At 43.1% G+C, this 24233-nt stretch carries 25 protein-coding genes; 13 read left to right on the forward strand and 12 right to left on the reverse strand.

The annotated features are described in order from the left end of the window. Positions 1 to 66: 66 nt before the first annotated feature. From ACFVSW_RS21015 to ACFVSW_RS21040, 6 genes are all read left to right on the forward strand, one after another. Complete coding sequence (locus ACFVSW_RS21015; RefSeq protein ID WP_387318567.1) at positions 67 to 402, forward strand: rhodanese-like domain-containing protein; 336 nt, start codon at positions 67 to 69, stop codon at positions 400 to 402. Positions 403 to 417: 15 nt separating this feature from the next. Continuing rightward, positions 418 to 1413 (forward strand): bile acid:sodium symporter family protein, encoded by a 996-nt coding sequence (locus ACFVSW_RS21020; protein WP_387318568.1) that lies wholly within the window; start codon positions 418 to 420, stop codon positions 1411 to 1413. Then, positions 1406 to 2722: a purine/pyrimidine permease gene (locus tag ACFVSW_RS21025; RefSeq protein ID WP_387318569.1), complete on the forward strand. Its 1317-nt coding sequence runs from the start codon at positions 1406 to 1408 to the stop codon at positions 2720 to 2722. The genes ACFVSW_RS21020 and ACFVSW_RS21025 overlap by 8 nt, the downstream gene beginning before the upstream one ends. Positions 2723 to 2797: 75 nt before the next feature. After that, positions 2798 to 3733 (forward strand): dipeptidase, encoded by a 936-nt coding sequence (locus tag ACFVSW_RS21030; RefSeq protein WP_387318570.1) that lies wholly within the window; start codon positions 2798 to 2800, stop codon positions 3731 to 3733. Further along, a complete protein-coding gene (locus tag ACFVSW_RS21035) occupies positions 3730 to 4758 on the forward strand; it encodes a DmpA family aminopeptidase (RefSeq protein WP_387318571.1) in 1029 nt (342 codons plus the stop codon). Before ACFVSW_RS21030 ends, ACFVSW_RS21035 begins: the two co-directional genes overlap by 4 nt. Before the next feature lie 6 nt (positions 4759 to 4764). Further along, positions 4765 to 4995: an excisionase family DNA-binding protein gene (locus ACFVSW_RS21040; protein WP_387318572.1), complete on the forward strand. Its 231-nt coding sequence runs from the start codon at positions 4765 to 4767 to the stop codon at positions 4993 to 4995. A gap of 156 nt (positions 4996 to 5151) precedes the next feature. On the opposite strand, the gene trhA is transcribed toward ACFVSW_RS21040, so the two are convergent. After that, complete coding sequence (gene trhA / locus ACFVSW_RS21045; protein WP_387318573.1) at positions 5152 to 5799, reverse strand: PAQR family membrane homeostasis protein TrhA; 648 nt, start codon at positions 5797 to 5799, stop codon at positions 5152 to 5154. Positions 5800 to 5931: 132 nt separating this feature from the next. Here trhA and ACFVSW_RS21050 point away from each other — a divergent pair, with 132 nt between their 5' ends. The 3 genes from ACFVSW_RS21050 (at position 5932) to ACFVSW_RS21060 (ending at position 8001) form a co-directional block, all read left to right on the forward strand. Next, positions 5932 to 6522, forward strand: coding sequence for a DUF1836 domain-containing protein (locus tag ACFVSW_RS21050; RefSeq protein WP_387318574.1), 591 nt, complete (start codon positions 5932 to 5934; stop codon positions 6520 to 6522). A 212-nt stretch (positions 6523 to 6734) separates the two neighbouring features. Further along, the gene (locus tag ACFVSW_RS21055) at positions 6735 to 7454 is read left to right on the forward strand and encodes a VOC family protein (protein WP_387318575.1); all 720 of its coding nucleotides are present in this window, start codon (positions 6735 to 6737) and stop codon (positions 7452 to 7454) included. Positions 7455 to 7689: 235 nt separating this feature from the next. Further along, on the forward strand, positions 7690 to 8001 hold the full coding sequence (locus ACFVSW_RS21060; RefSeq protein WP_387318576.1) for a DUF3892 domain-containing protein: 312 nt from the start codon (positions 7690 to 7692) through the stop codon (positions 7999 to 8001). Positions 8002 to 8141: 140 nt separating this feature from the next. On the opposite strand, the gene leuD is transcribed toward ACFVSW_RS21060, so the two are convergent. The 9 genes from leuD to ilvE form a co-directional block, all read right to left on the reverse strand. After that, positions 8142 to 8726, reverse strand: coding sequence for a 3-isopropylmalate dehydratase small subunit (gene leuD, locus ACFVSW_RS21065; protein WP_387318577.1), 585 nt, complete (start codon positions 8724 to 8726; stop codon positions 8142 to 8144). A 3-nt stretch (positions 8727 to 8729) separates the two neighbouring features. Beyond that, positions 8730 to 10148 carry a 3-isopropylmalate dehydratase large subunit gene (gene leuC / locus ACFVSW_RS21070; protein WP_387318578.1) on the reverse strand — a complete coding sequence of 473 codons (1419 nt, stop codon included), beginning with the start codon at positions 10146 to 10148 and terminating at the stop codon, positions 8730 to 8732. Between the two features lie 242 nt (positions 10149 to 10390). Next, positions 10391 to 11497 carry a 3-isopropylmalate dehydrogenase gene (leuB, locus tag ACFVSW_RS21075; protein WP_387318579.1) on the reverse strand — a complete coding sequence of 369 codons (1107 nt, stop codon included), beginning with the start codon at positions 11495 to 11497 and terminating at the stop codon, positions 10391 to 10393. A 113-nt stretch (positions 11498 to 11610) separates the two neighbouring features. Beyond that, the gene (locus ACFVSW_RS21080) at positions 11611 to 13155 is read right to left on the reverse strand and encodes a 2-isopropylmalate synthase (protein WP_387318580.1); all 1545 of its coding nucleotides are present in this window, start codon (positions 13153 to 13155) and stop codon (positions 11611 to 11613) included. Beyond that, positions 13142 to 14173, reverse strand: a complete 1032-nt coding sequence (gene ilvC, locus ACFVSW_RS21085; protein ID WP_387318581.1) for a ketol-acid reductoisomerase — start codon at positions 14171 to 14173, stop codon at positions 13142 to 13144. The genes ACFVSW_RS21080 and ilvC overlap by 14 nt, the downstream gene beginning before the upstream one ends. A gap of 26 nt (positions 14174 to 14199) precedes the next feature. Further along, on the reverse strand, positions 14200 to 14721 hold the full coding sequence (gene ilvN, locus ACFVSW_RS21090; RefSeq protein WP_387318582.1) for an acetolactate synthase small subunit: 522 nt from the start codon (positions 14719 to 14721) through the stop codon (positions 14200 to 14202). Beyond that, on the reverse strand, positions 14718 to 16448 hold the full coding sequence (gene ilvB, locus ACFVSW_RS21095) for an acetolactate synthase large subunit (protein ID WP_387318583.1): 1731 nt from the start codon (positions 16446 to 16448) through the stop codon (positions 14718 to 14720). The genes ilvN and ilvB overlap by 4 nt, the downstream gene beginning before the upstream one ends. Positions 16449 to 17022: 574 nt before the next feature. Further along, positions 17023 to 18693, reverse strand: coding sequence for a dihydroxy-acid dehydratase (ilvD, locus tag ACFVSW_RS21100; RefSeq protein WP_387318584.1), 1671 nt, complete (start codon positions 18691 to 18693; stop codon positions 17023 to 17025). Between the two features lie 11 nt (positions 18694 to 18704). Beyond that, positions 18705 to 19613, reverse strand: a complete 909-nt coding sequence (gene ilvE / locus ACFVSW_RS21105) for a branched-chain-amino-acid transaminase (RefSeq protein ID WP_387318585.1) — start codon at positions 19611 to 19613, stop codon at positions 18705 to 18707. Between the two features lie 522 nt (positions 19614 to 20135). Here ilvE and ACFVSW_RS21110 point away from each other — a divergent pair. The 4 genes from ACFVSW_RS21110 to ACFVSW_RS21125 all read left to right on the forward strand — a co-directional run bounded on the left by ACFVSW_RS21110 (position 20136) and on the right by ACFVSW_RS21125 (position 23315). Next, positions 20136 to 20939 carry a basic amino acid ABC transporter substrate-binding protein gene (locus tag ACFVSW_RS21110; protein ID WP_387318586.1) on the forward strand — a complete coding sequence of 268 codons (804 nt, stop codon included), beginning with the start codon at positions 20136 to 20138 and terminating at the stop codon, positions 20937 to 20939. A 102-nt stretch (positions 20940 to 21041) separates the two neighbouring features. Beyond that, entirely contained in the window at positions 21042 to 21698 is a 657-nt protein-coding gene (locus tag ACFVSW_RS21115) for an amino acid ABC transporter permease (RefSeq protein WP_387318587.1), read from the forward strand. Then, positions 21695 to 22417, forward strand: a complete 723-nt coding sequence (locus ACFVSW_RS21120) for an amino acid ABC transporter ATP-binding protein (protein WP_387318588.1) — start codon at positions 21695 to 21697, stop codon at positions 22415 to 22417. Before ACFVSW_RS21115 ends, ACFVSW_RS21120 begins: the two co-directional genes overlap by 4 nt. Before the next feature lie 292 nt (positions 22418 to 22709). Then, positions 22710 to 23315, forward strand: a complete 606-nt coding sequence (locus ACFVSW_RS21125; RefSeq protein WP_387318589.1) for a DUF3267 domain-containing protein — start codon at positions 22710 to 22712, stop codon at positions 23313 to 23315. A 116-nt stretch (positions 23316 to 23431) separates the two neighbouring features. On the opposite strand, the gene ACFVSW_RS21130 is transcribed toward ACFVSW_RS21125, so the two are convergent. Both ACFVSW_RS21130 and ACFVSW_RS21135 read right to left on the reverse strand, forming a co-directional pair. Further along, positions 23432 to 23692, reverse strand: coding sequence for a zinc ribbon domain-containing protein (locus ACFVSW_RS21130; protein WP_387318590.1), 261 nt, complete (start codon positions 23690 to 23692; stop codon positions 23432 to 23434). Positions 23693 to 23706: 14 nt separating this feature from the next. Continuing rightward, a complete protein-coding gene (locus ACFVSW_RS21135) occupies positions 23707 to 24216 on the reverse strand; it encodes a hypothetical protein (protein ID WP_387318591.1) in 510 nt (169 codons plus the stop codon). Positions 24217 to 24233 lie beyond the last annotated feature (17 nt).

Raw genomic sequence — 24233 nt, forward strand, 5'->3', positions numbered from 1 at the left:
TTTTTATTAAGCCCATGATTTATTTGAAAAGAAATTATGGTATTCTTTGTAATGGAGGTGTGCGGAATGACAATTAAAAGAATTACACCGAAAGAGCTCCATGAACGGATGAAAGGTGGAGATAAACTAGTCCTTCTCGATGTTCGGGCAGAAGAAAAATACCATGAGTTTCATATAGAAGAAAGTCGTAACATCCCTAAGACGACTATCTTTGATCTTGAAGAGGACGAATCAGATACTAAGCTATCCTTACCTAAAGCAACGGAGATCATCGTCACCTGCACAACGGGGAATTCTGCCGCAAAATGTGCAGAAATTCTCGATAACCGCGATTATAAAGTAACTGTTTTAGACGGAGGTCTTACCGCTTGGAAGACCTATATGAGTTCACTGAAGGACTAGAGGGAGAGGCAAAACATGCTGCAAAAGTTAAATAAACAACTAGAAAAAATCATGCCTCTTATTACTCCCGTTAGTGTTGTGACGGGTGTACTGCTCAGTGCTTATCTGAAGGATTTCTCCTTTTTAATTCCTTGGATTTTTGCCTTTATGACCTTTGCCGGTAGTTTAAGTTCCAATTTTCATTCAATAAAAGAAGTTATGGTACATCCATTTCCAATTTTCCTAGCGATGTTGATCTTACATGCCTTGATGCCGATTTGGGCCTGGGGCATCGGACATATCGCTTTTTCTGGTGATGCTTACACGATTACCGGGCTCATTTTGGGAATGGTCATCCCAACTGGGGTCACGAGTTTCATTTGGGTATCCATCTATAAAGGAAACATACCGCTAGTTTTATCGGTTATTTTAATTGACACCCTGCTTTCGCCAATCCTTGTGCCGATCTCGCTTTCGCTATTTATCGGCCAACAAGTGGAAATGGATTTCCTGCATATTATGAAGGGTCTCCTGGGCATGGTTGTCATCCCTTCCCTGATTGGAATGTTGTTAAATCAAGTAACAAAGGGGAAAATTAACAATCAATTGGGAATTCATCTCGCTCCTTTTTCCAAAATAAGTATCGGCTTTGTTGTCATGCTTAACGGGGCAGTTGTTGCTCCCTATTTGAAACATATAAATATGAAACTTGTAAGTATTACGATGACCGTCTTTTTCATCGCCTTAACAGGGTACTTGTTTTCCTTCCTGTTGGGCCTGTTAATGAAAAGGGATCGAGATACGGTCATCACACTGACCTTCTCGGGCGGAATGAGAAATATCAGTGCCGGTGCTGTACTTGCCGTCTCCTTTTTTCCGGCAGCAGTTGCCGTTCCGGTAGTTGTAGGCATGCTATTTCAACAAGTCCTGGCCTCAACAAATGGATATTTTCTCGATCGCTATTATAGTAAAAAAGTAGAAAAGCAGAAATCAGTTTTTTATAAAAAAGAAGGTGTTTTAAATAATGAATAACTTAACCAAAAAAGATAGCGGCTTTTTGTCAGGAGTTCAGGGCATCCAGTGGGCAGTCTTTATGCTCACGAATATTATCGCTGTGCCAGTTGTTGTTGGAGCAGCCTTTCATATGTCGCCAGCAGAAATTTCGACCTTTATGCAGCGGATGCTTTTGGTCTCTGGCGCCGCCACGTTAATCCAAGTATTTATTGGTCATCGTCTGCCTGTTGTCGAAGGAGCGGCCGGAATGTGGTGGGCCATCTTTATTCTCCTGGGGACGATGTGTGCTCCAGGAGAACAAGGTTTGCTGTTGCAGCAATTAGAAATGGGGCTTATCATTGCCGGTTTATTTCTTGCCATCCTAGGTTTTCTGCCAATCATTGAAAAAGTCCGCAATCTATTTACCCCAATCGTGACAGGGGTTTATTTAATCCTACTGGTTGCCCAACTAAGCGGCTCCTTTTTCAAAAGTATTCTCGGCATCACCGCAACAAGCCAGCTAAATGGGAAAATTGCTGGAATTTGTTTCATTGAAATTGTCATTATCCTATTAATTTCCTTGAAAGCAAAAGGTATTTGGAAGAGCATGGGGCCACTTATTGGGATTGTTGTCGGCTGGTCGCTGTTCCATTTCTTCGGATTCAATCATGTAGGAAAAGCTTATGAGCCAGCAAGCTGGTTTGCAATTCCGCAACTTTTAGAGTGGGGCTTCCCTAAATTTGATGTAGGGATTGTGCTGACATCGATTATTACTTCAATCGTTCTGATTTCGAACGTCATTGCCAGTATTTTAGTGGTTGGAATTGCCTTAGAAAAAGAAGTGAAGCCAAAACAGTATCAAAAGGGTATTTTTGGAAATGGCTTAAATTTACTTGTTTCTGGTATTTTTTCCGTTGTTGGAGTGGTTCCCTTGTCCGTCTCGGCTGGATTTATTACAACAACAGGTATTAAAAAAATGCGTCCGTTGATTATTGGCGCAGTCTTAATTATGGCTGCGGGATTTTTCCCGTATATTGGCGGGTTTTTAGCTACTCTGCCATTAGAAGTTGCCTATGCTTCCTTGTTTATTCCCTTTTCGCAAATGATGGGCTTTGGTATTCGCGATCTTATGGGGCAGGAGCCGTCTGCTCGAAATTTATTGGTCATCGGCCTTTCACTAATGGTCGGAATTGGGATGATGTTTTTGCCTCCTGAAGCGTTTGAAAGTGTCGCTCCATGGCTTCGCAACATCGTCGCCAATGGATTGCTCGTCGGATTAATTTTCTGTTTATTGCTGGAGCACGTGCTGTTTCGAGAAAAGACGCGTGTAGAAAGTACAAACAAATAGAGAATTGGGCTAGGGGAATTTTTACCCTGGCTCTTTTCGTATGTTAAACTTTGAATAAAAAGGAGTCCACGCTATATGAATATCATTGACCTGCATTGTGACGCATTGATGAAACTCCAAGAAGCAAAAGGGAAATTACGATTTGCGGATGCGCCTGAATTGCAAACAAATAAAACTCGATTACATAAGGGGAAAGTTAAGGTACAATGCTTTGCCATTTTCATTGAACCGGAAATTAAGGGCGATCAGAAATTCCAGGTTGCCCTTGAGCAAATCGATTATTTTTACAAGGAAGTGCTTGGGAAAAATCCAGATATGGTTCATATAAAAGAATGGTCTGATTTTGACTGGCTCAAAATTGGTCAGATTGGTGCGATGTTAACGCTTGAAGGCGTGGATGCGCTTGGCAACGACTTAACTAAGCTCGATATTCTTTATCGGCTTGGTGTCCGATCTGTTGGTCTAACTTGGAATAATGCAAACCTCGCGGCGGACGGTGCCGGTGAACCACGAGGGGCCGGGCTTACGCTGTTTGGAAAGGAGATTGTCGAGTTTAATAACAAGCATCAGAACCTGACAGATGTCTCTCATTTAAGTGACAAGGGGATTTGGGAGGTCATTGAATTAGCCAAATATCCGATTGCCAGCCATTCCAACGCAAGGGCGCTTTGCCATCATCCGCGTAACTTAACAGATGAACAGGCGAGAGCAATGTTTGCCAAAGGTGGATTGATTCATGTTGTTTACCATCCGCCTTTTATAAAAGAATCAGGAGAGGCAACGATTACCGACCTAGTTAAGCATATTGATCATTTTTGCTCATTAGGCGGGGTGAAGCAAATCGGACTTGGTTCCGATTTTGACGGCATTTCAACCTTTGTCACGAATTTAGAGGACGCTTCAAAAAGTCAAAATCTCATTAATGAATTGTTAAAGCACTTTAAAGAAGAGGAGGTAAGGGGTTTTGCCAGCCAAAACTTCCTTGACCTTCGACCAGGGGTAGGGCGATGAAAGTTAGAAACGCAGGAATTACGATAGGAAAACTGCCAAGCGGGGCTAAGAACTGCATTACGGATGTTGATGGTGTCATGGTTGGTCATGTGACACTTGATTTCTCTCTTGATAAAGATGGAAGTGAGTATGCCTGTACAGGGGTAACGGCAATTTTGCCTCACGGAGGTAATTTGTTTGAAGAGAAAGTAACAGCTGCAAGTTATGTGATCAATGGTTTTGGGAAAACGACGGGGCTTGTCCAGCTAAATGAATTAGGGGTGCTTGAATCGCCGATTATGTTGACGAACACCTTCGCAGTACCTGCCGTGACCCAAGGAACGCTTGAGTATATGCTAGCGGATAATGTGGAAATTGGCGATACCACAGGAACCCTTAATATTGTTGTAGGGGAATGCAATGACAGCTATTTAAATTCAATTCGTCAGTTCCCGGTTAAACCGGAGCATGCGAAAGAGGCAATCAAGAATGCTTCCAACCAGCAGGCGGAGGAGGGGGCAGTTGGTGCCGGTAAAGGAATGATTTGTTTTGGTTATAAGGGTGGGATTGGTTCTTCATCACGGATGTTTGAAGAATACACCCTTGGCTGTTTAGTTCTTAGTAATTTTGGTAAAAAGGAAGAGTTTCGTACCTTTCAATATGATGGGACGGACGGACTTTCCGAAACATCCGATGGTTCGATTATTATCGTGCTTGCAACAGATGCACCGTTAAGTGACCGTCAGTTAGAGCGTGTTGCCAAACGCTGTGGAATTGGTCTTGGCAGAACGGGCAGTCATTTTAGCCATGGCAGCGGTGATATTGTCATTGCATTTTCTACCGCACAGATAATTCCCCATTTTTCAGAGGAATTGACGGAGATGCGGATTCAAGTTCGCGAAGACCACCAGATAATGAACCAGTTATTTACCGCGGCAGCCGAGGCTTCAGAAGAAGCAATCTTAAACTCTCTTTCCCAAGCGGTCACCACAAAAGGAAGAGCAGGACGAGTTGTCAATCATCTTAACTTTTTGAAAGAGGAGTAGGAAACAATGTACCTTACAATAGCAGAAACAGCAGAATATTTATCCTTACCGGAGGAAACAGTCAAAAATCTTATCCAAAAAAAGAAAATTCGTGCCCTTTTTGATGGCACTGAGTATTTAATCTATAAAGATCAATTTAACACTCACCTAAAACAAATAGAAAAATACAAACAACTAGTCGAAGAAATCCTAAACGAACCTATCCCAGAAGACCTCGACATAAAAGACGAGGACTAAAACGGGCATCCTCAGTGGGATGGAATCATTAGTGAAAAATAGTTAATCAACATTGATCTGCACAGATCGGAAGAAATACAAAAATTCAGTTGTAATAAATAGGATTACTGTATCAAAAAAGCTTGGATCCCAAGCTTTTTTTGATACAGTAATTATTTAAATTACATAAAGAAATACGGATAAGAAATGGGCTAAGCTGCCAAACAGGATGAAAATATGGAAGATTTCGTGGAAGCCTAGATATTTAGATTCCAAAAACTTGGGCTTTGCTCCGTAAATGACGCCACCGATGGTATAGAAGATTCCCCCGAGCACCAATAAGAACAAACCAACCGGATTTAAACTCCCCGATAACGGCGAAAAAACAAACACAATCATCCAGCCCATGGCGATATATAGTGCTGTTGAAATCCAGCGCGGGCAATTGAACCATACCATCTTGAAGACTACCCCGCTGATAGCCACAGCTGAGATTATCGAAAATAGGATGGCACCCGTTTTCCCGTTCAAACTAATAAAGCAAAAAGGGGTATATGTGCCGGCAATCAGGATGAAAATCATCGAATGGTCCAACCGCCGTAAAAAGGCAATGACTTTGTCCCTTGCTATCACCATGTGATATGTTGCCGATGCAGAATAAAGCAGAATCATACTTACTCCGAAAATAATAACAGCGGCGATGGCGAGTGGAGATGGAGTTGTCAGCGATACCTTGATGACCATCGCTAGAAGTCCAATAAACGAAAGAATTGCTCCAGCTAAATGAGTGAATCCATTAATAGGTTCCCGAATATAACTGTTCATTAAATATGCCTCCTTGGCGCACCATGTAGTTTTAATAACTACATATAATAATACTAATGTATCGACATCTAGTCAATACCGGTTTTGTTGTGTATAATAAAATTTAACAAGTAAATGAACGGAGTTTTTAAAATGGAAGATATCAAGCAAATAATCGAACGGCTCGGCTTCGAGACAAGCTTAGAGCTGAATGAAATTCCAAAAGTAGATTTATATATGGATCAAGTCATTCAACTATTTGAAAATAAATTTACTGAATCAAAACGGAATGACGAGGAAAAGGTTCTTACCAAGACGATGATTAATAATTATGCCAAGGGAAAGCTGATTTTTCCGATCAAAAATAAAAAGTATTCAAAAGAGCATCTGATTTTGATCAGTTTGATCTATCAGCTGAAAGGGGCATTGTCCATCAATGATATTAAAGTCACGCTTGATGAAATCAATAAAAAGATAATCAACGAGGAAATTGACTTGGAATCTTTTTATACTAGCTACCTGAATCTGACCAGCCAGAATGTGGTTGATTTTAAAAAGGATATCGATGCGAGAGTAAAAGATGTTAAGGAAGAAATCACCACAAACCAAGAGGAGAGTTCCTCGTACCTAGAGCAGGTACTCATGATATCCTCACTCGTCCATATGAGTAACCTATACCGGCGCGTCGCCGAAAAACTCGTCGATGGAATCGGCACTGAAAAAGAAGAAAAGCGTCAAAAATAGGTGTTAAAAATATGGTGTCAGGCACCGCTCGTGGACAAATGTCCGCGTGGGGTGGACAGTATGAGTGGAAACTCGAATCCCCCCCTTTCTTTGGAGGAAATAGGTTAAATGGGGTCGAACTTTAAGATGAATGGTTTATAAAGTGGCTGCCTTTGCTTATACTGAAAGCGGAGTGTTTTGAGGAGTAAGTAAATAGAACTGGAGTGGTTATAATGAGTCAACCGATTGAAATGTTTGTCATTGCTGCAAGGGACGGAAATCAAGCGAAAAGCTTCTATGAAAACCTTTTTAATTGGAAAATTATTGATGCAGGGCCTCTACTGCAAATTTCTGGTGCGGGAATAAGCGGTCACATTCTAAAATGGCCGCATAAAGATCACCCAACACATGTCAGCATTTATGTGAAGGTGGATAACATTCAAGAATGTTTGAAAACCGTGGAGGAAATGGGCGGGACCGTCATCCTGCCGGAAATGAAGGTTCCAACAGGCGGCTCAATTGCCCAGTTCGTCGATCCAAGTGGGAATATCGTTGGTGCTTATAGTGGTGCTGGACATAAAAACAGTCAGATTTCAGCAGATAATATATCTGAAAATCAATTCGGTTTCTTCGATATTGGTGCCAGAGAAGGGAACCGTTCACAAAAGTTTTATGAGAAAGTCTTCAATTGGCGGATTACCGATGATGGACCAGTAATGAATATTGCTAAAGAAGATGCTGGCTTAAACGGTATCATCTATAATTGGACACGTGAAGAACCTACCTACCTGACCATTTATATGAAAGTGGCTGATATTTCAGCCTGTTTAGAAAAAGTAACCCAACTTGGCGGGAAAGTCATCATACCTGAAACAGCTGTCCAAGATTTCGGTACATATGCGCAATTCCTGGACCTTGATGGAAATGTGATTGGAATCTACAAGGGGTGGTAAACCGTTACTTTTAAAAAAATGGTGTCAAAGAAACGGTGTCAGGCACCGTCCGTGGACAAATGTCCTTCTGGTATGGACGCATTTTTTTCCATTCGTTTATTTGAGTTTAGAATTTTGACAAAGCGAGAGCCCCTCCATTTTGCTGTTTGGAGGGTTTTTGTTTTGAGTTTGTTCAGTCCACGGATAATTTTTTCAAAAAGAAAAATACTAACAAATGTTCGGAGGTGGACATTTAATGGAACAGGATTTTGAAAAAATATACGACCAATACAAGCAGCAAAGTGAGCAGCAGGCCCAAATGGAAGCGAATCAACCTAATAGGGATGGAAAAGAAGCGTTCGTCGCGGTTAGAAAAAACAATGATGGCGATCTTATTGCTTTTAAGACAAATACAGGGCGGGAACTGGATTATATAACTGCACTAGAGGAAGCAAAGCAAGGAAGGATTGCGAATATTGATGTTTTCCATAAGTACGGGAGAGACATCATCCGGAGCGAACCGGATGGGATTAAGGAAAATAATCTTGATCATTTGCCCGAATTCTAATGAGCACCCAGGTAATGAAAAAGAGCATAGGGATAGTTTTGTTTTTTCACAATGGGTAAATTTTAAGCAAAAAACACATGGCGAAATCTTTAAAAGCCATGTGTTTTTTGTGCTTGATTTGATTATTTGCCCCAATCTGCTTAATGATGGCAAAGTTCATATTGCTTGATTTTTTCCTCGTTACTTAAGGTAACACTAATTTCATCCCAGCCGTTAAGGAGCATTTGTTTCGGGTATGGTGCAATCTCGAATTTTATTTCAAAGCCCTCATGATCAAAAACAATTTGTTCCTCAAGGTTCACGGTTAATGTGTACTTCTCGGATTCGGCTTTTTTCATAATTGCTTGGACTTGTTCCTCGCTAACTTGAATCGCAAGAATGCCATTTTTCACGCAGTTATTTTTAAAAATATCGGCATAGCTAGGGGCAATAATGACTTTGAACCCAAAATCCTGAACAGCCCAGGGAGCATGTTCACGAGAGGAGCCGCAGCCAAAGTTTTCGCCAGCTACTAAAATGGATGCGTTTTTATATTTTGAATCATTCAAAGGAAAATCGGGACGCGGATTCCCATTGTCGTCAAAACGCCAGTGGTAAAATAAGAATTGCCCAAAGCCGGTGCGTTCGATTCGCTTTAAGAACTGTTTCGGAATAATTTGGTCAGTGTCGACATTGGTCCGGTTTAACGGACAAACAATGCCCTGGTGAGTACGTAAAGGTTCCATTAATTAACAAACCTCCTGTGCTGTGAACTGACGAACATCAACAAAGTGACCAGCAACCGCAGCTGCCGCAGCCATTTCCGGACTGACAAGATGGGTGCGTGCTCCGTTTCCTTGACGCCCCTCGAAGTTACGGTTTGAAGTTGACGCACAGCGCTCGCCAGCAGGGACGATATCATCATTCATCGCCAGGCACATACTGCATCCGGCCTCGCGCCATTCAAACCCAGCTTCTTTAAATATGTGATCTAAACCCTCTTTTTCGGCTGAGAGCTTGACACTATATGATCCAGGAACGACAATAGCTTTCACAGTAGGGCTAACCTTCCGACCACGAACGACCGCGGCTGCTTTACGTAAGTCACTTAAACGTGAATTTGTACACGAGCCGATGAACACATGATCAATTTTTACAGAAGAAATCAGTTGTCCGGCTTCAAGTCCCATATAGGAGAGCGCCCTGCTGATTTCATCCCTCTCGTTCGGCTTTTCTTTTTCGGCCGGATTCGGAACGGCTGCTGTAATCGGGATACACATGCCTGGATTCGTTCCCCAGGTCACCTGCGGCTCGACTTCAGCTGCATCGATTTCAACGACTGCGTCGTAGGCTGCACCTTCATCGGTGGCAAGGGCGCGCCACTTTGCTACTGCTTCATCGAACGCTTCACCTTGCGGGACATGTCGTCTTCCTCTTAAGTATTCAAATGTCGTTTCATCTGGAGTTATGAGTCCTGCTCTGGCACCGGCCTCAATTGACATATTACAAACGGTCATCCGCTCTTCCATTGATAGGGCGCGAATCGCTTCACCTGTGTATTCCATCACATAACCGGTTCCAAATTGCACGCCAAATTTCCCAATAATCGCTAAGATTAAGTCTTTTGCGGTAACGCCTGTCCCAAGCATGCCATTAACTTTGACGTTTAACGTTTTTGGCGGTGCCTGCCAAAGTGTTTGCGTAGCGAGGACATGCTCGACTTCACTTGTTCCGATTCCGAAAGCGAGTGCTCCGAATGCCCCATGTGTTGAGGTATGGCTATCACCGCAGACAATCGTTTTTCCCGGCTGTGTCAGACCAAGCTCGGGGCCGATTACATGGACAATCCCGTTATCCGGGTGATGAATATCAGCTAATGTTACACCGAATTCTTGACAATTTTGTTGCAAGGTATCGATTTGTTTTTTCGAAATAGGATCATTGATGACTAGACGTTGGCGGGTTGGCACATTGTGATCCATCGTCGCAAAGGTAAGCTCCGGCCGGCGCACTTTGCGCCCGTTCATTCGTAAGCCCTCAAATGCCTGAGGAGAGGTAACTTCGTGAACGAGATGCAAATCAATGTAAAGTAAATCCGGCTTGCCTTCTTCTTGATGGACAACATGCTGTTCCCAAATTTTTTGAATAATCGTTTTTGGTGTCTGCATAGCTTCCTTCCTCACGTTTATAAATTTATATATTGCGTAATTGGCGGATAGCTTGATTAACTGTCGTAAAACTTACGCCAACTGTCGCATATCCCGCTCCAACTGTCGGTTAGCGCACGCCAACTGTCGCAAAGCGTACTCCAACTGTCGGCAACCGAGTTCCAACTGTCGATTAACCACAACCAATAAATTGTAAGGATAAACCGTCAACCAACCAAAGACGGTTTACCCCTATAAATCACTTAAAAATAACAACTTGCGATACACTTAGAAGCTGTTTGCGTTTTAATAAAATCAACAATCAGCTTCGTCATTTCCCTAGTGCCTACCTGGAGGCCATTTTCAACCCGGAGGTCAGCGGTATGAAAGCCGGCATCAAGCGCACCTTGGGCGGCATCTTCTATCATTTTTGCCTCATCATTCAATCCAAAGGAATATCTTAGCATCAATGCAGCTGAGAGAATCATCGCTACTGGATTGGCAACACCTTTGCCGGCGATGTCAGGCGCTGAACCGTGGACTGGTTCGTAAAGACCGACACCCGACTCATTTAAGCTGGCAGAAGGGAGCATGCCTAGTGAACCAGTTAACACTGACGCTTCATCGCTTAAGATATCGCCAAACATATTCTCGGTGACAATGACATCGAAATGAGTTGGATTCGTAATTAGCTTCATGGCAGCAGCATCGACCAAAACATGTTCAACCGCTACATCTGGATACTGAGCCTTTTTTTCTTCAACAATTTCCCGCCATAGCTTGCTGGATTCCAGCACATTCGCCTTATCCACAGAAGTAAGACGGCCGCGGCGGCCTTGAGCAGCCTCAAAAGCTTTGTCAACAATTCTCTCAATCTCATAACGGGTGTAAGCAAGCGTATCAACCACCGTCTGACCATTATCCCGGCGTTCACTTGGAGTTCCAAAATAAAGCCCGCCCGTTAATTCACGTACAATAAGGAGGTCGCTTCCTGAAATGACTTCTTCCTTTAACGGTGAAGCATGGAGCAGATTCTTGAATCCTTTGATGGGCCTTAAGTTAGCATATAAATCCAGCGCTTTACGGATTCCGAGCAGACCTTTTTCTGGGCGTAGGTGAGAGGGATTTTGATCCCACTTGGGCCCGCCGACAGCCCCAAGTAATACAGCATCGGCATGCTTACAGGCATCAACAGTTGATTCCGGCAGAGGAGTGCCGTAAAGGTCAATGGCTGCTCCTCCGATTTCATGAGTCTCGAAACTAAACGAGTGATTAAATTCTTCAGCAATTGCGTTTAATACATCCTTGGCAGATTCAATAACTTCCTTGCCGATCCCATCACCGGGAAGTAAGACAATATGCTTTTTCACTAGAAGCAACCTCCTTATTTATTAAAAAAATATTTTGGTGCCTGACACCATTTGGTAAAAACACCCAAAAGGTGTCAGGCACCTTTTTACAAAAATTAACAAAAGTTAAAATCCTATAGTGCTGCTGGTTGTTTCACCATGGCTGTTTGGTTAAAGAATACTCGGTTTACGGCGTTTAGGAATGCTTTTGCTGATGCTTCCAATACGTCTTGTGCGGAGCCGCGGCCGCTGACGTCAGTTCCGTTCACGGTCATTTTGACATGAACCTCTGCAAGGGCATCGCGGCCGCGCCCAACTGAACTTAGATTAAAATCAGTCAAATGAATTTCTTCTTTAATAAGTGCCTCTAAAGTGTTATATAGTGCTTCAACGCTTCCGCTGCCTGTACGAGCAGTTTCCACACGCAGCCCCTCAGGTGTGGTCAGGGCGACAGTGGCTGTCGGGAGATTCGCTGAGCCATACTGAACCTGAAAAGCAACAAGCTCGTATTTCTTCACATCGACAGCGGCAGTCTGAATATCGATTAAAATCGTAAATAGGTCTTCGTCGGTTACTTCTTTTTTCCGGTCTGTTAACAGCTTAAATGACTGAAACGCTTCATTTAGTTTCTCAGGAGCCAATTCAAAGCCCATTTGCTCAATTTTATCCTTAAAGGCATGACGGCCTGAATGCTTACCAAGCACAAGGTCATTGGAACTGACGCCGACTAATTCCGGGGTAATAATTTCATAAGTTAAGGTATTTTTAAGCACGCCGTCCTGATGGATGCCGGATTCATGGGCAAAGGCATTTTTTCCGACAACGGCTTTATTAGCTGGAACCTTCATCCCGGTAAAGCGGCTTACTAAGTCACTGGTGCGTTTGATTTCTTTTAAAACTAGATTGGTAGTGTAAGGATATTTATCTTTGCGAATATTTAAAGCGACGGCAATTTCTTCTAATGAGGCGTTACCGGCCCGTTCGCCAATTCCATTTATCGTACCCTCCACTTGGGTAACGCCGTTTTCGATTGCTGCCAGCGAATTTGCTACGGCCATACCTAAGTCATCATGGCAATGGCAGGATAATGAAGCTTTATGAATATTTGGGACGTTTTCCCGCACGTAGCGGAACATCCGTCCATATTCTTCTGGCGTTGTATAACCGACTGTATCCGGCAAATTGATGACAGTTGCTCCGGCATCGATGACATTGGTAATGATTTGCACGAGAAAATCAAGATCCGACCGGGAAGCATCCTCTGCTGACCATTCAACATGCGGGAACCTTTTTCTTGCATAAGATACCATATCGACGGCTATTTGTGAGACTTCCTCAGGTGTTTTCAATAATTTATATTGCATATGAATAGGGGAGGTGGCCAGGAAAACATGTAATCTTGGTTCTGCTGCATCTTTTAAAGCATCCCACGCAATGTCAATGTCCGATTTCGTTGCACGTGCCAATCCTGTGACAGAAGCATTTTTGATCGTCCGCGCAATCGCTCTTACTGCTTCGAAATCCCCTTGGGAGGAAGCCGGAAAGCCGGCCTCCATAATGTCTACGCCAAAGCGCTCAAGCTGTCTGGCAATTTCCAATTTTTCCAGCTGGTTTAAATTAACACCAGGGGACTGCTCACCATCGCGTAAAGTTGTATCAAAGATGTTAACGTGAACCATGGACCACCACTTCTTTCTTTGCATTCACTGGTTTTTTAATAAATGGCATTAACGCGCGAAGCTCGCGGCCGACTACCTCAATCTGATGATTGTTTTCACTGCGATTGATTGCATTAAATTGTGGGCGGTTTGCTTGGTTTTCTAAAATCCAGCCTTTTGCGAATGCGCCAGTTTGGATATCTTTTAAAATATCTTTCATCCGCGCTTTTGTATCTTCGTTGACAACACGCGGTCCGGAAACGAAATCGCCCCATTGTGCTGTATCAGAGATGGAGTAGCGCATGTTTTCTAGGCCTCCTTCGTATAACAGGTCAACGATTAGCTTCAATTCATGTAAACACTCAAAGTATGCAACTTCCGGCTGGTAACCAGCTTCAACAAGTGTTTCAAATCCGGCTTTGATAAGGGCGGTAGTTCCGCCGCAAAGAACAGCCTGTTCCCCGAATAGATCTGTTTCTGTTTCTTCTTGGAAAGTGGTTTCCAATACGCCGGCACGGGCTGCACCAATCCCTTTCGCATAGGCTAGGGCAACATCGCGTGCCTGGCCGCTGTAATCTTGATAAACGGCATATAGGGCAGGTACTCCAGCGCCTTCAGTATAGGTGCGGCGCACCAAATGTCCCGGTCCTTTTGGTGCTACTAGGAATACGTCAACATCGGCAGGAGGGACGATTTGGCTAAAATGAATGTTGAATCCATGGGCAAAAACAAGGGCATTGCCAGCTTCCAGATTTGGTTTAATGCTTTCTTCATACACCTTTGGCTGCATTTCGTCAGGAAGGAGGACCATTACCACATCGGCTGCAGCTGTTGCCTCGGCTACTGAACGAACGTCAACTCCATCTTCAACTGCCTTATCCCATGATTTCCCGCCGCGTAATCCAACCACGACATCAAAGCCGCTTTCTTTTAAGTTCAAAGCATGAGCATGACCTTGGGAACCATAACCGATGACGGCGATTTTTTTCCCTTGTAAAACTTCCTCTTGAATATCTCCGTTATAAAGTACTTTTACCATTATTGATCATCCTTTCAAGAATATGATTATTTTAATAGTGAATAAGTTGCTAGTTCGTTAACCTGCGGCTGGTAGCCGCGTAAAAAGGCGGTAAGTCCTGTTCTGGCAATTTCTTTGATTCCATAAGGGCGCAAGAGTTCGATTAAGGCATCAATTTTTTCCGGCCGGCCAGTGATTTGGACTGCTAAGCTTTCTTTGCTGACGTCGATAATCGAAGCACGGAATGGATCAATAATGCCATTGATTTCGCTGCGGAGCTGTGAGCTGCTTGCCACTTTGATGAGTGCCAGTTCTCTGACGACAATCGCTTTATCGGTAATATCGGAAACTTTTAACACATCAATTTGCTTGTTTAGTTGTTTTGTTACCTGTTCGAGGCGCTGCTCATCTTCAATCTCAACAACAAGGGTCATTTTTGAAATTCCCTCTGTTTCTGTCGGTCCTACGGAGATACTTTCAATGTTAAATTGCCGTCGCTGCAGGAGACCGGTGACACGATTGAGAACACCGCTTCGGTCCTGAACTGTTAAGGTTATAATGCGTTTCATAAAGGTTTCACCCCAATCATTTCATGGATTCCTTTACCAGGAGCCATCATTGGAAAAACTTTTTCCTGCTGCAGCACGCGGCAATCTACAAGAACTGGGCCATCATGGGCAAACAACTCAGGCAGGGAAGTGATGAGATCCTCCTGGTTGTCAATTTTCATCCCCCGAATCCCATAGCTCTCAGCTAACATTACAAAATCAGGCTGAGTATGGAAAATCGATTCGGAAATCCGGTTGCCGTGTAATAATTCCTGCCACTGCCGAACCATACCAAGAGCTCCATTATTGACGATGATGATTTTGACTGGCAGGTTTCGTTCATAAATGACGGAAAGTTCTTGCAGAGTCATTTGGAAACCGCCGTCACCGACAATCGCGACAACAGTACTTTCCGGTGAAGCAATTTGTGCCCCAATCGCAGCCGGGAAGCCGAAGCCCATTGTTCCAAGACCACCAGATGTAATCCAGCGATGCGGCTCTCTAAAGGTGTAGTACTGTGCTGCCCACATTTGGTGCTGGCCTACGTCTGTGGAAACAATCGCCTCTCCATTTGTTACTTTATGAACGGCTTCGATTACCCATTGCGGACACATTCCGTCTGGATTGTGTTTATACCAAAGTGGATATTCCCGTTTATATTGATCGAGCGTTTCCAGCCATGCCTTGTTTTCGGGTGATTCAGCTGTTTGAACGATTAATTCAACTAATGCCTCTTTTGCATCGGATACAATTGGTATTTGAGTTGGCACATTTTTTCCGATTTCAGCTGGGTCGATATCGATGTGGGCGACCTTCGCATGTGGCGCAAAGTGTTTAAGATTGCCTGTTAACCTGTCATCGAAACGGGCGCCAAAATTAATGAGTAAATCAGTTTCGTATAAAGCCATGTTTGCCGCATAAGTACCATGCATGCCTCCCATCCCTAACGAGAGCGGGCTATCAGCCGGAAAGGCGCCAAGTCCTAATAATGTCGTCACGACCGGAAGCCGGTGTTTTTCGGCAAAAGCAGTTAATTCTCTTGAAGCTTTTCCATGGAGTACACCTGCTCCTGCCAGTATGACGGGCTTTTTTGCTTTGGCAATTGAATCTGCCAGTTTCTTAATCTGCAATGGATTTGGCTTTGTTGTTGGCTGGTACCCGGGTAAATCGATACATGCTTCTTCAGGTTCCTCAACTAGAACTCCCGCCGAAATGTCTTTTGGAATGTCGACTAATACTGGGCCTGGCCGGCCGGTAGAAGCAATATGAAAAGCTTCCTTCACAATTCTTGGCAAGTCAGAAACGGATTGCACCTGATAATTATGTTTGGTGATTGGCGTCGTAATCGCCATCACATCAGCTTCCTGGAAGGCATCTGTTCCAATAACGCTGCGTGCAACCTGTCCGGTGAATACCACGAGCGGTAAGGAATCCATCATCGCATCCGTGATTCCAGTAACCAAGTTTGTAGCACCCGGTCCTGAAGTAGCAATAACTACACCAGGCTTGCCGGTAATTCGGGCATATCCCTCGGCAGCATGGATCATTCCTTGCTCGTGACGGAATAGAATGTGTTTAATGGTACCCTGGGCCCGATAGATTGCGTCGTAAATCGGCAGGACAGCACCTCCCGGATACCCAAATAATGTGTCAACACCTTCACTTTTTAATAGGTCAATGAGAAGGTCTGCACCTGTTTTAGGTGCGATACTGGTTTGGAATTCCAGCTGTTTTGCTTCAACTTTCACGTCGTAATCCCTCCTTATGGATAATTGAATATTTGAAAAATTGAGCGTGTGACTGTGTTTTCATTACATAGTAAAAAAGGCCCTATTCTCCCCGAATAAACTGCAGCCAAGAACATCTAAGCAGAATAATCGGGGAGAAAAGACCTTTCATTTTCTCGGTACCACCCGGTTTTACAGTATTTTTACAAATACTGCCTTATGAAGCGATAACTAAATAGAAATACGCTTCCTTTGGTAACAGGTGATCGGTTAAGAGCACCCGATTGAGCCTACTAAAGTAAAAACCGTTCAGCTCAACACTCAGGGATGATGTCGGAATAAGTTGTATTACTGGGCTTCCAGCAACCCCAGCTCTCTGAAAATACGATTTCTTATTCCTTTATTCCCGTCATCGATTTTTTTATTAAAATGTCAGTTTGATTAGCACCTTATCTTCTTAGGAAGGGGAGGGGTACTAGTGAATCCCTATATTTCCAAATTGGACTTTTCGTTAGTAATAAGAGCTTATCCGCCAGTAAAAGCGTGTTACGCGCCAGTAATCAAATAGCAGTGCGGCTAATATAAAATTAAATGTTTATATTTTCATTACCCCGCCAGTATTAGCGGAGGTAACAAGCTTTGCATATTTTGCGAGATAGCCAGATTTAATTTTTGGCTCCGGCTGCACCCATGAGCGGCGTCGCTCAGCCAATTCTTCCTCATCTACGAGAAGTTCGATGGAACGGCCTTCAAGATCAATTAAGATCTTGTCACCGTTTTGAACAAAGGCGATCGGTCCGCCTTCTGCGGCTTCCGGTGAAATATGTCCAACAGAGATTCCGCGGCTTGCACCGGAGAACCGGCCGTCTGTAATCAACGCCACTTCCTTATCTAAACCGCGCCCAGCTATCGCTGAGGTTGGGGCAAGCATTTCCGGCATTCCAGGTCCGCCTTTAGGACCTTCATAGCGGATGACAACTACATGGCCTGACTTGACGGTGCCGTTATGAATGTTTTCCTGTGCCGCGTCCTGGGATTCAAACACAATCGCTTCACCAAGGAAGGTTTTAATCGATGGGTCAACCGCGCCGACCTTGATAACGCCGCCATCCGGAGCAATGTTTCCATACAGGATTGATAATCCGCCAACTGGGCTATATGGGTTGTCTTTCGGGCGAATAACCTGTTCATTAAGGATTGTTGCATCCTTCACATTTTCAGCTAGCGTTTTTCCGGTAATCGACAAGCAATCCTGATGCAGTGCACCATCAACTTTACAAAGCTCGTTTAATATGGCACTAACGCCGCCAGCCTTATGGACATCATCCATCGAATAATCTGATGCTGGCATAATTTTTGCTAAATAAGGAACTTTTTCAGCAATTTTATTAATATCCTGTAAATCATAGTCAATTCCGGCCTCGTGGGCGATCGCCAAAGTATGTAGCACAGTGTTGGTAGATCCACCCATGGCCATATCTAAAGCAAAGGCATTATCAATGGCTTCTCTAGTAATAATGTCACGCGGGCGAATATCTTTTTTCACTAAATCAATTAAATGACGAGCTGCTTGACGTATCAATTCGTGTCTTTCTTCAGAAGTAGCAACGATTGTGCCGTTACCGGGAACTGTCATTCCCAAAACCTCCATAAGACAGTTCATCGAATTTGCGGTAAACATCCCAGAACAGGAACCGCAAGTAGGGCATGCCTGAGTTTCGATTTCAAGCAGCTGCTGCTGACTAATCGTGCCGTTATGGTAAGCACCAACTCCTTCAAAAACTGATGTGAGAGAAAGGTTCTTTCCAGTCGAAGAAGAAACACCTGCCTCCATTGGCCCGCCTGAAACAAATACTGAAGGAACATTGGTTCTAGCAGCGGCCATCAGCATTCCCGGAGTAATCTTGTCACAGTTCGGAATGTAAAATACACCATCGAACCAGTGGGCATTGATAACCGTTTCGGCACTGTCGGCGATAATTTCACGGCTAGGCAGTGAGTAACGCATACCGATATGCCCCATGGCAATGCCATCATCAACGCCAATCGTATTAAACTCGAACGGAATGCCGCCGGCTTCACGGATGGCTTCTTTGACAATCTCACCGAAATGATTAAGGTGTTTATGTCCAGGAATAATTTCAATAAACGAGTTGCAAACACCGATAAACGGTTTTTCTAAATCTTTCACGGTTACCCCGGTTGCGTATAATAGGCTACGGTGGGGGGCTCGATCAATCCCCTTTTTAATCATATCGCTTCTCATTTTGCTATCTCCTAACTTACAACGGCATGGTTTGTACTTGTTGGATAACAAGCCACTCCGTCTGTTGTTACAATTTTTCTAAATTCTTCTAAAAGGTCGTTGGTTACGGCTCCAGGTTTTCCGTCTTGAATGACACGGCTGTCTACCTCAATAACAGCAATGACCTCCACTGCAGTTCCGGTTAAGAACACCTCATCAGCAACATATACATCATGTCTTGTAAACGGCGATTCTTGAACCTCATAGCCCTTGGTCCTGGCCACATCAATAATGGCGTTGCGGGTAATTCCTTCTAAAGCGCCTAAGTAAACAGGCGGGGTATAGACAACTCCATTTTTCACAATGAAGATATTGTCAGCTGAACCTTCTGTTACATAACCTTGGTCGTTCAGCATAAGTGCTTCTTCGACTCCGGCTTGATTGGCTTCTAATTTAACCAAAATGTTATTTAAATAATTTAGCGACTTTATCTGAGGGCTTAGAACATCTGGACGATTCCTGCGGCTTGCGACCGAGGCAATTTTGATGCCGCGCTCGTAGAACTCCTTCGGATACATCGTCAATTCCTCGGCAATAATGATGACATTTGGTATTGAGCAGGAAGAAGGGTCCAGGCCGAGATTTCCTTTTCCGCGGGAAACAACGACACGAATATAGGCGCTTTCCAGCTGGTTTTTTCTGACCGTTTCCACGATTAATTGCGTCATTTCTTTCTGTGTGTATGGAATCTTCAGCATAATGGATTGTGCTGATTCAAATAGTCTTTTCAGGTGGGCATCGAGCCTAAAGACGTTTCCGCTGTAGACGCGAATACCTTCAAAGACTCCATCACCATATAAAAAACCATGATCATAAACTGATACGACAGCATCCTCTTTCTTGACGAACTCGCCGCCAAGGAAAATCCATTGACTTCCCAACCTAACCACTCCTCTTTAATGTTAAAACGCTTTAAATGATTAAACCTAAATTTTAAAAAGAATTGCCTTGCCTCATCCCGCGCTAATATGGCGGTGATGACCGAAGACAGTGTTTCCTTATAGATGATTATTTTCGATAATCATACAACCAATTGGAAACATGGTCAATACAAAAATCAGATAATTCAAATTAGTCAAAATAATTGATAGCGTTTTCATTCGTGTCCTCATAAGGTTAAGAGGGTAAAAAAATTTTTTAAAAATATTCAAAAAATCATAAAAAAAAATCCTCACACTTTAAAAAAAGGTGAGGAACGTCCCAATAATTCTCCCGAAAAAAAATCACTGCTCCAAGTAATCCCATTCTTGTAAACAGGAATGCTACATTGAAAATAAAATAGAGAGAATGTTTTGGACAAGGTCAACGTATGATTGTACAAAGCGGTTTTTCTCCTGGGTCTATTACAATAAAAATATGAAAATAGTGGAAAATAAAATAGCAAAAAAAATGGGGGGCAAGAAATGAAGAAATTAAAAATGTTCACAACCGTTTTACTTGTTTCATTAGCTCTTATTCTATCGGCCTGCGGCACAAGCAAAACAAGCGGGGATGGTGAAAAGAAGACATTGAGGGTGGTGACAGATGCTGCCTATGCGCCGTTTGAATATCAGGATAAAGGAGAAGTTGTCGGCTTTGATATTGATTTTGTCAAGGCAGTAGCAAAGGAAGCTGGCTACCCTGTAAAGGTTGAAAACGTCGGGTGGGATCCAGTTTTTATTGAAATTGAAGGGAAAACAGCCGATATTGCCGTTTCTGCGATTACGATCACACCTAAACGACTACAAACCTATGATTTTACCGTTCCGTACTTTCTATCTAAAAATGAAATCCTTGTCCCAAAAGGGAGCCCAATTAAGAGTGCCAAAGATTTGGAAGGCAAAAAGATTGCCGTTCAGAATGGGACGACAGGCCAGGAAGCGGTTGAGAAACTTTTTGGCGAGAATAATGATAAACTTAAAAAATTTGAAAACAACAATCTAGCTATCCTTGAGTTGAAGAAAGGTGGCGTGGATGCCGTTGTGGCGGATAACACCGTTATTGAAACCTATGTGAAAAATAATCCGAACGACAATTTCGTTTTCATTGAAGACGATGGTACGTTTGAAAAGGAATTCTACGGCCTTTTGTTACCAAAGGGAAGCAAGCTCAAGGCAGATTTAGATAAGGCTGTGAACAAACTATTAGAAGATGGAACCTATGAAAAGCTTTATGAAAAATGGTTCAAAATCAAGCCTGATATAAAATTATTAAAAGAGCAGCAATAGCGTATGAAATTGCGTAACTAGTTTTCCAAAGCAGTTACGCAATTTTTGATTAGGATAAATAAAAAGCAAAGCAAATTTTCACATTAGGCAGGGGATCGAGAGATGGATTTTCGTTGGAATCTTATTGTAGAATACGCTCCTCTTTTTCTAAAGGGAACGTTATTAACCATTGGCCTATCCGTTGCGGGTATTTTGATCGGCACAGTACTCGGATTATTTATCGGTTTAGGAAAAATGATGCGAAAAAAGCTGTGGGCTTTGCCGTTTAGATGGTATATCAACTTTTTTCGCGGGACTCCTTTTATGGTGCAAATCTTATTAATTCATTTTGCTGTTGTACCTGCATTTTTAGATACAACGAATGGCATCTTGGCCGCGATTTTGGCTCTTTCCTTAAACTCAGCTGCTTATGTTTCAGAAATATTTCGTGCCGGGATTCAATCGATCAATAGGGGGCAAATGGAGGCGGCTAGGTCGCTCGGCATGACACATGGACAAGCCATGAGGTATGTTATTTTGCCACAGGCATTTAAACGGATGATTCCGCCGCTAGGCAATGAGTTCATTGTCTTAATTAAAGATTCTTCGCTTGCGGCGTTAATTGCCGTCCCTGAGCTAATGTATTGGGGCCGGGCGATGCAAGGACAATATATGCGCGCATGGGAGCCGTATCTTACAGCTACTGTTATCTATCTTGTATTAACTCTTTCGTTAAGCTCCCTATTATCTCTCCTTGAAAAGAGGTTGGCTACAGAATGATAGAAGTGAAAAAATTAAAAAAATCCTTTGGTACGAATGAGGTTCTTAAGGATATCAATGTGACCGTCAAGCCCCAGGAGGTAGTTGTTGTGATTGGACCTTCCGGCTCCGGTAAATCGACATTTCTACGCTGCATCAATATGCTTGAAACGATTACCGGGGGACATGTCTTTATAGACGGGACAGATTTGATGGATAAAAAAACAGACATTAATAAGTTACGGTCTGAGGTCGGGATGGTTTTTCAGCAATTTAATCTATTTCCCCATAAAAAGGTGATTGAAAATATTATGCTCGCACCGATGAAAGTAAGAAAGGTTTCAGCAGAAACAGCGAGGGTGAAAGGATTAGAGCTTTTAAGAAAAGTAGGTTTAGTGGATAAAGCAGAGGCCTACCCTGATTCCTTATCCGGCGGGCAAAAGCAGCGGGCGGCGATTGCGAGAGCTTTGGCGATGGAGCCGAACATCATGCTGTTCGATGAACCGACATCAGCCCTCGACCCGGAAATGGTCGGTGAAGTGCTGGAAGTAATGAAGCAGCTGGCCAGAGAGGGGATGACGATGGTAGTCGTGACCCATGAAATGGGTTTTGCCAAAGAGGTGGGCGACCGCGTTCTCTTCATGGACGGCGGCCTGATTGTCGAAGAAAATACCCCGAAAGAATTATTTGACAATCCCCAAGAGGAACGGACGAAGGCATTTTTAAGTAAAGTTTTATAAAGCATATTTTGACCACTTTGGGGCTGACAGCAGTCCCTTATTTTGTTACGATTAGTGGGAATGTTTCCCACTAATTTTTGTGTGGAAAAGGGGCGGAGCGCCGCAAAAGCGAATCAGTATATCCAAGTTGAGTGGAAAATATACGTTTTTCGGCTATAAATGTGAGAAGTCTTGCTCTGCTCACACCGCCTTTATTGGCAGGGATGGTTCTCTGATTTTATTTCCATGGTAGATGGTGGCTTGGAACGCAATATTGGTTTAGGAGGAGATTTCTATTAAAATACGGAATAAAGTGCCTAAATTTAATGAGCAAACACACATAGAATTACTGAACAGTGCCTGGAATCCGCTGAAAGAGCCAAAAACGCTTCCTTCAGCTATTATTCTTTCTGTTCCATTCATGTACCTCAATATGCTTATTTCAATTGGAATTATCTATTTCTTTTCGGACTTTTCGATAAATAACACTTTTTTTACAGGGGATGCAATCACGCTTACGATTCATCTTGATGTTATTATTGGCCTTATTATTGGGGTATTTCTGATGCTTATTATTCATGAATTTTTTCATTTAATTTTCATACCCAATTTCATCAAATCAAAGGATACCTATATGGGGCTGACCTTTTTCGGCGGATATGTGCATACAGAGCAATCATTAACCAAGGCAAGGTTTCTGCTGATATCGATTGCCCCTTTTGCGATTCTATCGATTTTGGCCCCGCTCATTCTAGGTGTCTTCGGCCAATTAACAGGATCCATGATATTTTTCATTATCCTTAATTCAATGGGGGCCAGTGTTGATATACTAGGATTTATGCTCGTGCTAGTGCAGGTTCCGAAAGACGCAGTAATAAGAAATAACGGAACACGGACTTATTGGAAAGTGGAACGATAAGGCAACCAAAGTCATTCGAAGGAAAAGCTTCGCCAACTGTCGGCAAAGCGGAGCCAACTGTCGGATTAATCACTAATAATAAATAAGCGGAAAGATAAAAAAAAGACGACACTACGTCATCTCTTCCATCTTTCCAGTTTAGGAATATTTCTAGTAAACAAACCAGCAATAAACTTTGGCATCCCGAATTCAACAATCTTCTGTTTCACTCTTTCCTTCATTTCCTCCATTGTTATATTGGGAAGAGTGAATTCTCCGTTCAAATAACAGTGGCTGCAATACTTGGTGCTTTTTGACCCGTCCTTTTCGGTTCCGCCTCCATGCTCGTCCTTTGCTAAAGGCATTCCACAGCTTTGACAATTCTTATAGGCTGTCATTTTCCACACTCCAATCAATTTTCAAAATCAAAAACATCCACAATTCGATCTGCTTTTATTCGGTTTTGGCATAGCTTAAAAACTTGTTCAAAAAATGACTCCACTTCCATTGCGGCTGCCGGAAGCTTGATGTGCACCGTTGTTGAGCCAAACATTTGCTTAAAATAAGCTTTCCGCTGATCGTTTTTTCCATCACGTTTAAATGGTTTGTATGACCAGACGATTTGCTGTGCTTCGTCAATTTCCTCTACTTGCCGGAGCTCTGCGACTGTCGTTTTTTTATCATGGGCATAAATTACCAAATAATAAATGTCATTGCGGTGCCAATCAATAAATACAAAGTAATAGCCGGTTTCCGTTGCAGGCCGGGTCACCTCATAGGCTGCTAACGTTTTCTTCCCATTTGTCCATTGGTGAAACTTTGGAAGAGTCCCGCCAACTGTTTCTAATTTCTTTATCTCATAGGCGGCGGGAGGTGATTTTTCGATGCAATTGGCTAAAAAAAGTGCTTGTTCCTGTTCCAAGGTTAACTGCTCCTTTA

It is taken from the genome of Neobacillus sp. NPDC058068 (assembly GCF_042885335.1).
Classification (GTDB): Bacteria; Bacillota; Bacilli; order Bacillales; family Cytobacillaceae; genus Neobacillus.

Bases quoted from the DNA above. Each gene is read 5' to 3' on its own strand.
- ACFVSW_RS21015 (WP_387318567.1), top strand. From the start codon at position 67: ATGACAATTAAAAGAATTACACCGAAAGAGCTCCATGAACGGATGAAA.
- ACFVSW_RS21020 (WP_387318568.1), top strand. From the start codon at position 418: ATGCTGCAAAAGTTAAATAAACAACTAGAAAAAATCATGCCTCTTATT.
- ACFVSW_RS21025 (WP_387318569.1), top strand. From the start codon at position 1,406: ATGAATAACTTAACCAAAAAAGATAGCGGCTTTTTGTCAGGAGTTCAG.
- ACFVSW_RS21030 (WP_387318570.1), top strand. From the start codon at position 2,798: ATGAATATCATTGACCTGCATTGTGACGCATTGATGAAACTCCAAGAA.
- ACFVSW_RS21035 (WP_387318571.1), top strand. From the start codon at position 3,730: ATGAAAGTTAGAAACGCAGGAATTACGATAGGAAAACTGCCAAGCGGG.
- ACFVSW_RS21040 (WP_387318572.1), top strand. From the start codon at position 4,765: ATGTACCTTACAATAGCAGAAACAGCAGAATATTTATCCTTACCGGAG.
- trhA (WP_387318573.1), bottom strand. From the start codon at position 5,799: ATGAACAGTTATATTCGGGAACCTATTAATGGATTCACTCATTTAGCT.
- ACFVSW_RS21050 (WP_387318574.1), top strand. From the start codon at position 5,932: ATGGAAGATATCAAGCAAATAATCGAACGGCTCGGCTTCGAGACAAGC.
- ACFVSW_RS21055 (WP_387318575.1), top strand. From the start codon at position 6,735: ATGAGTCAACCGATTGAAATGTTTGTCATTGCTGCAAGGGACGGAAAT.
- ACFVSW_RS21060 (WP_387318576.1), top strand. From the start codon at position 7,690: ATGGAACAGGATTTTGAAAAAATATACGACCAATACAAGCAGCAAAGT.
- leuD (WP_387318577.1), bottom strand. From the start codon at position 8,726: ATGGAACCTTTACGTACTCACCAGGGCATTGTTTGTCCGTTAAACCGG.
- leuC (WP_387318578.1), bottom strand. From the start codon at position 10,148: ATGCAGACACCAAAAACGATTATTCAAAAAATTTGGGAACAGCATGTT.
- ACFVSW_RS21080 (WP_387318580.1), bottom strand. From the start codon at position 13,155: ATGGTTCACGTTAACATCTTTGATACAACTTTACGCGATGGTGAGCAG.
- ilvC (WP_387318581.1), bottom strand. From the start codon at position 14,173: ATGGTAAAAGTACTTTATAACGGAGATATTCAAGAGGAAGTTTTACAA.
- ilvN (WP_387318582.1), bottom strand. From the start codon at position 14,721: ATGAAACGCATTATAACCTTAACAGTTCAGGACCGAAGCGGTGTTCTC.
- ilvD (WP_387318584.1), bottom strand. From the start codon at position 18,693: ATGAGAAGCGATATGATTAAAAAGGGGATTGATCGAGCCCCCCACCGT.
- ACFVSW_RS21110 (WP_387318586.1), top strand. From the start codon at position 20,136: ATGAAGAAATTAAAAATGTTCACAACCGTTTTACTTGTTTCATTAGCT.
- ACFVSW_RS21115 (WP_387318587.1), top strand. From the start codon at position 21,042: ATGGATTTTCGTTGGAATCTTATTGTAGAATACGCTCCTCTTTTTCTA.
- ACFVSW_RS21120 (WP_387318588.1), top strand. From the start codon at position 21,695: ATGATAGAAGTGAAAAAATTAAAAAAATCCTTTGGTACGAATGAGGTT.
- ACFVSW_RS21130 (WP_387318590.1), bottom strand. From the start codon at position 23,692: ATGACAGCCTATAAGAATTGTCAAAGCTGTGGAATGCCTTTAGCAAAG.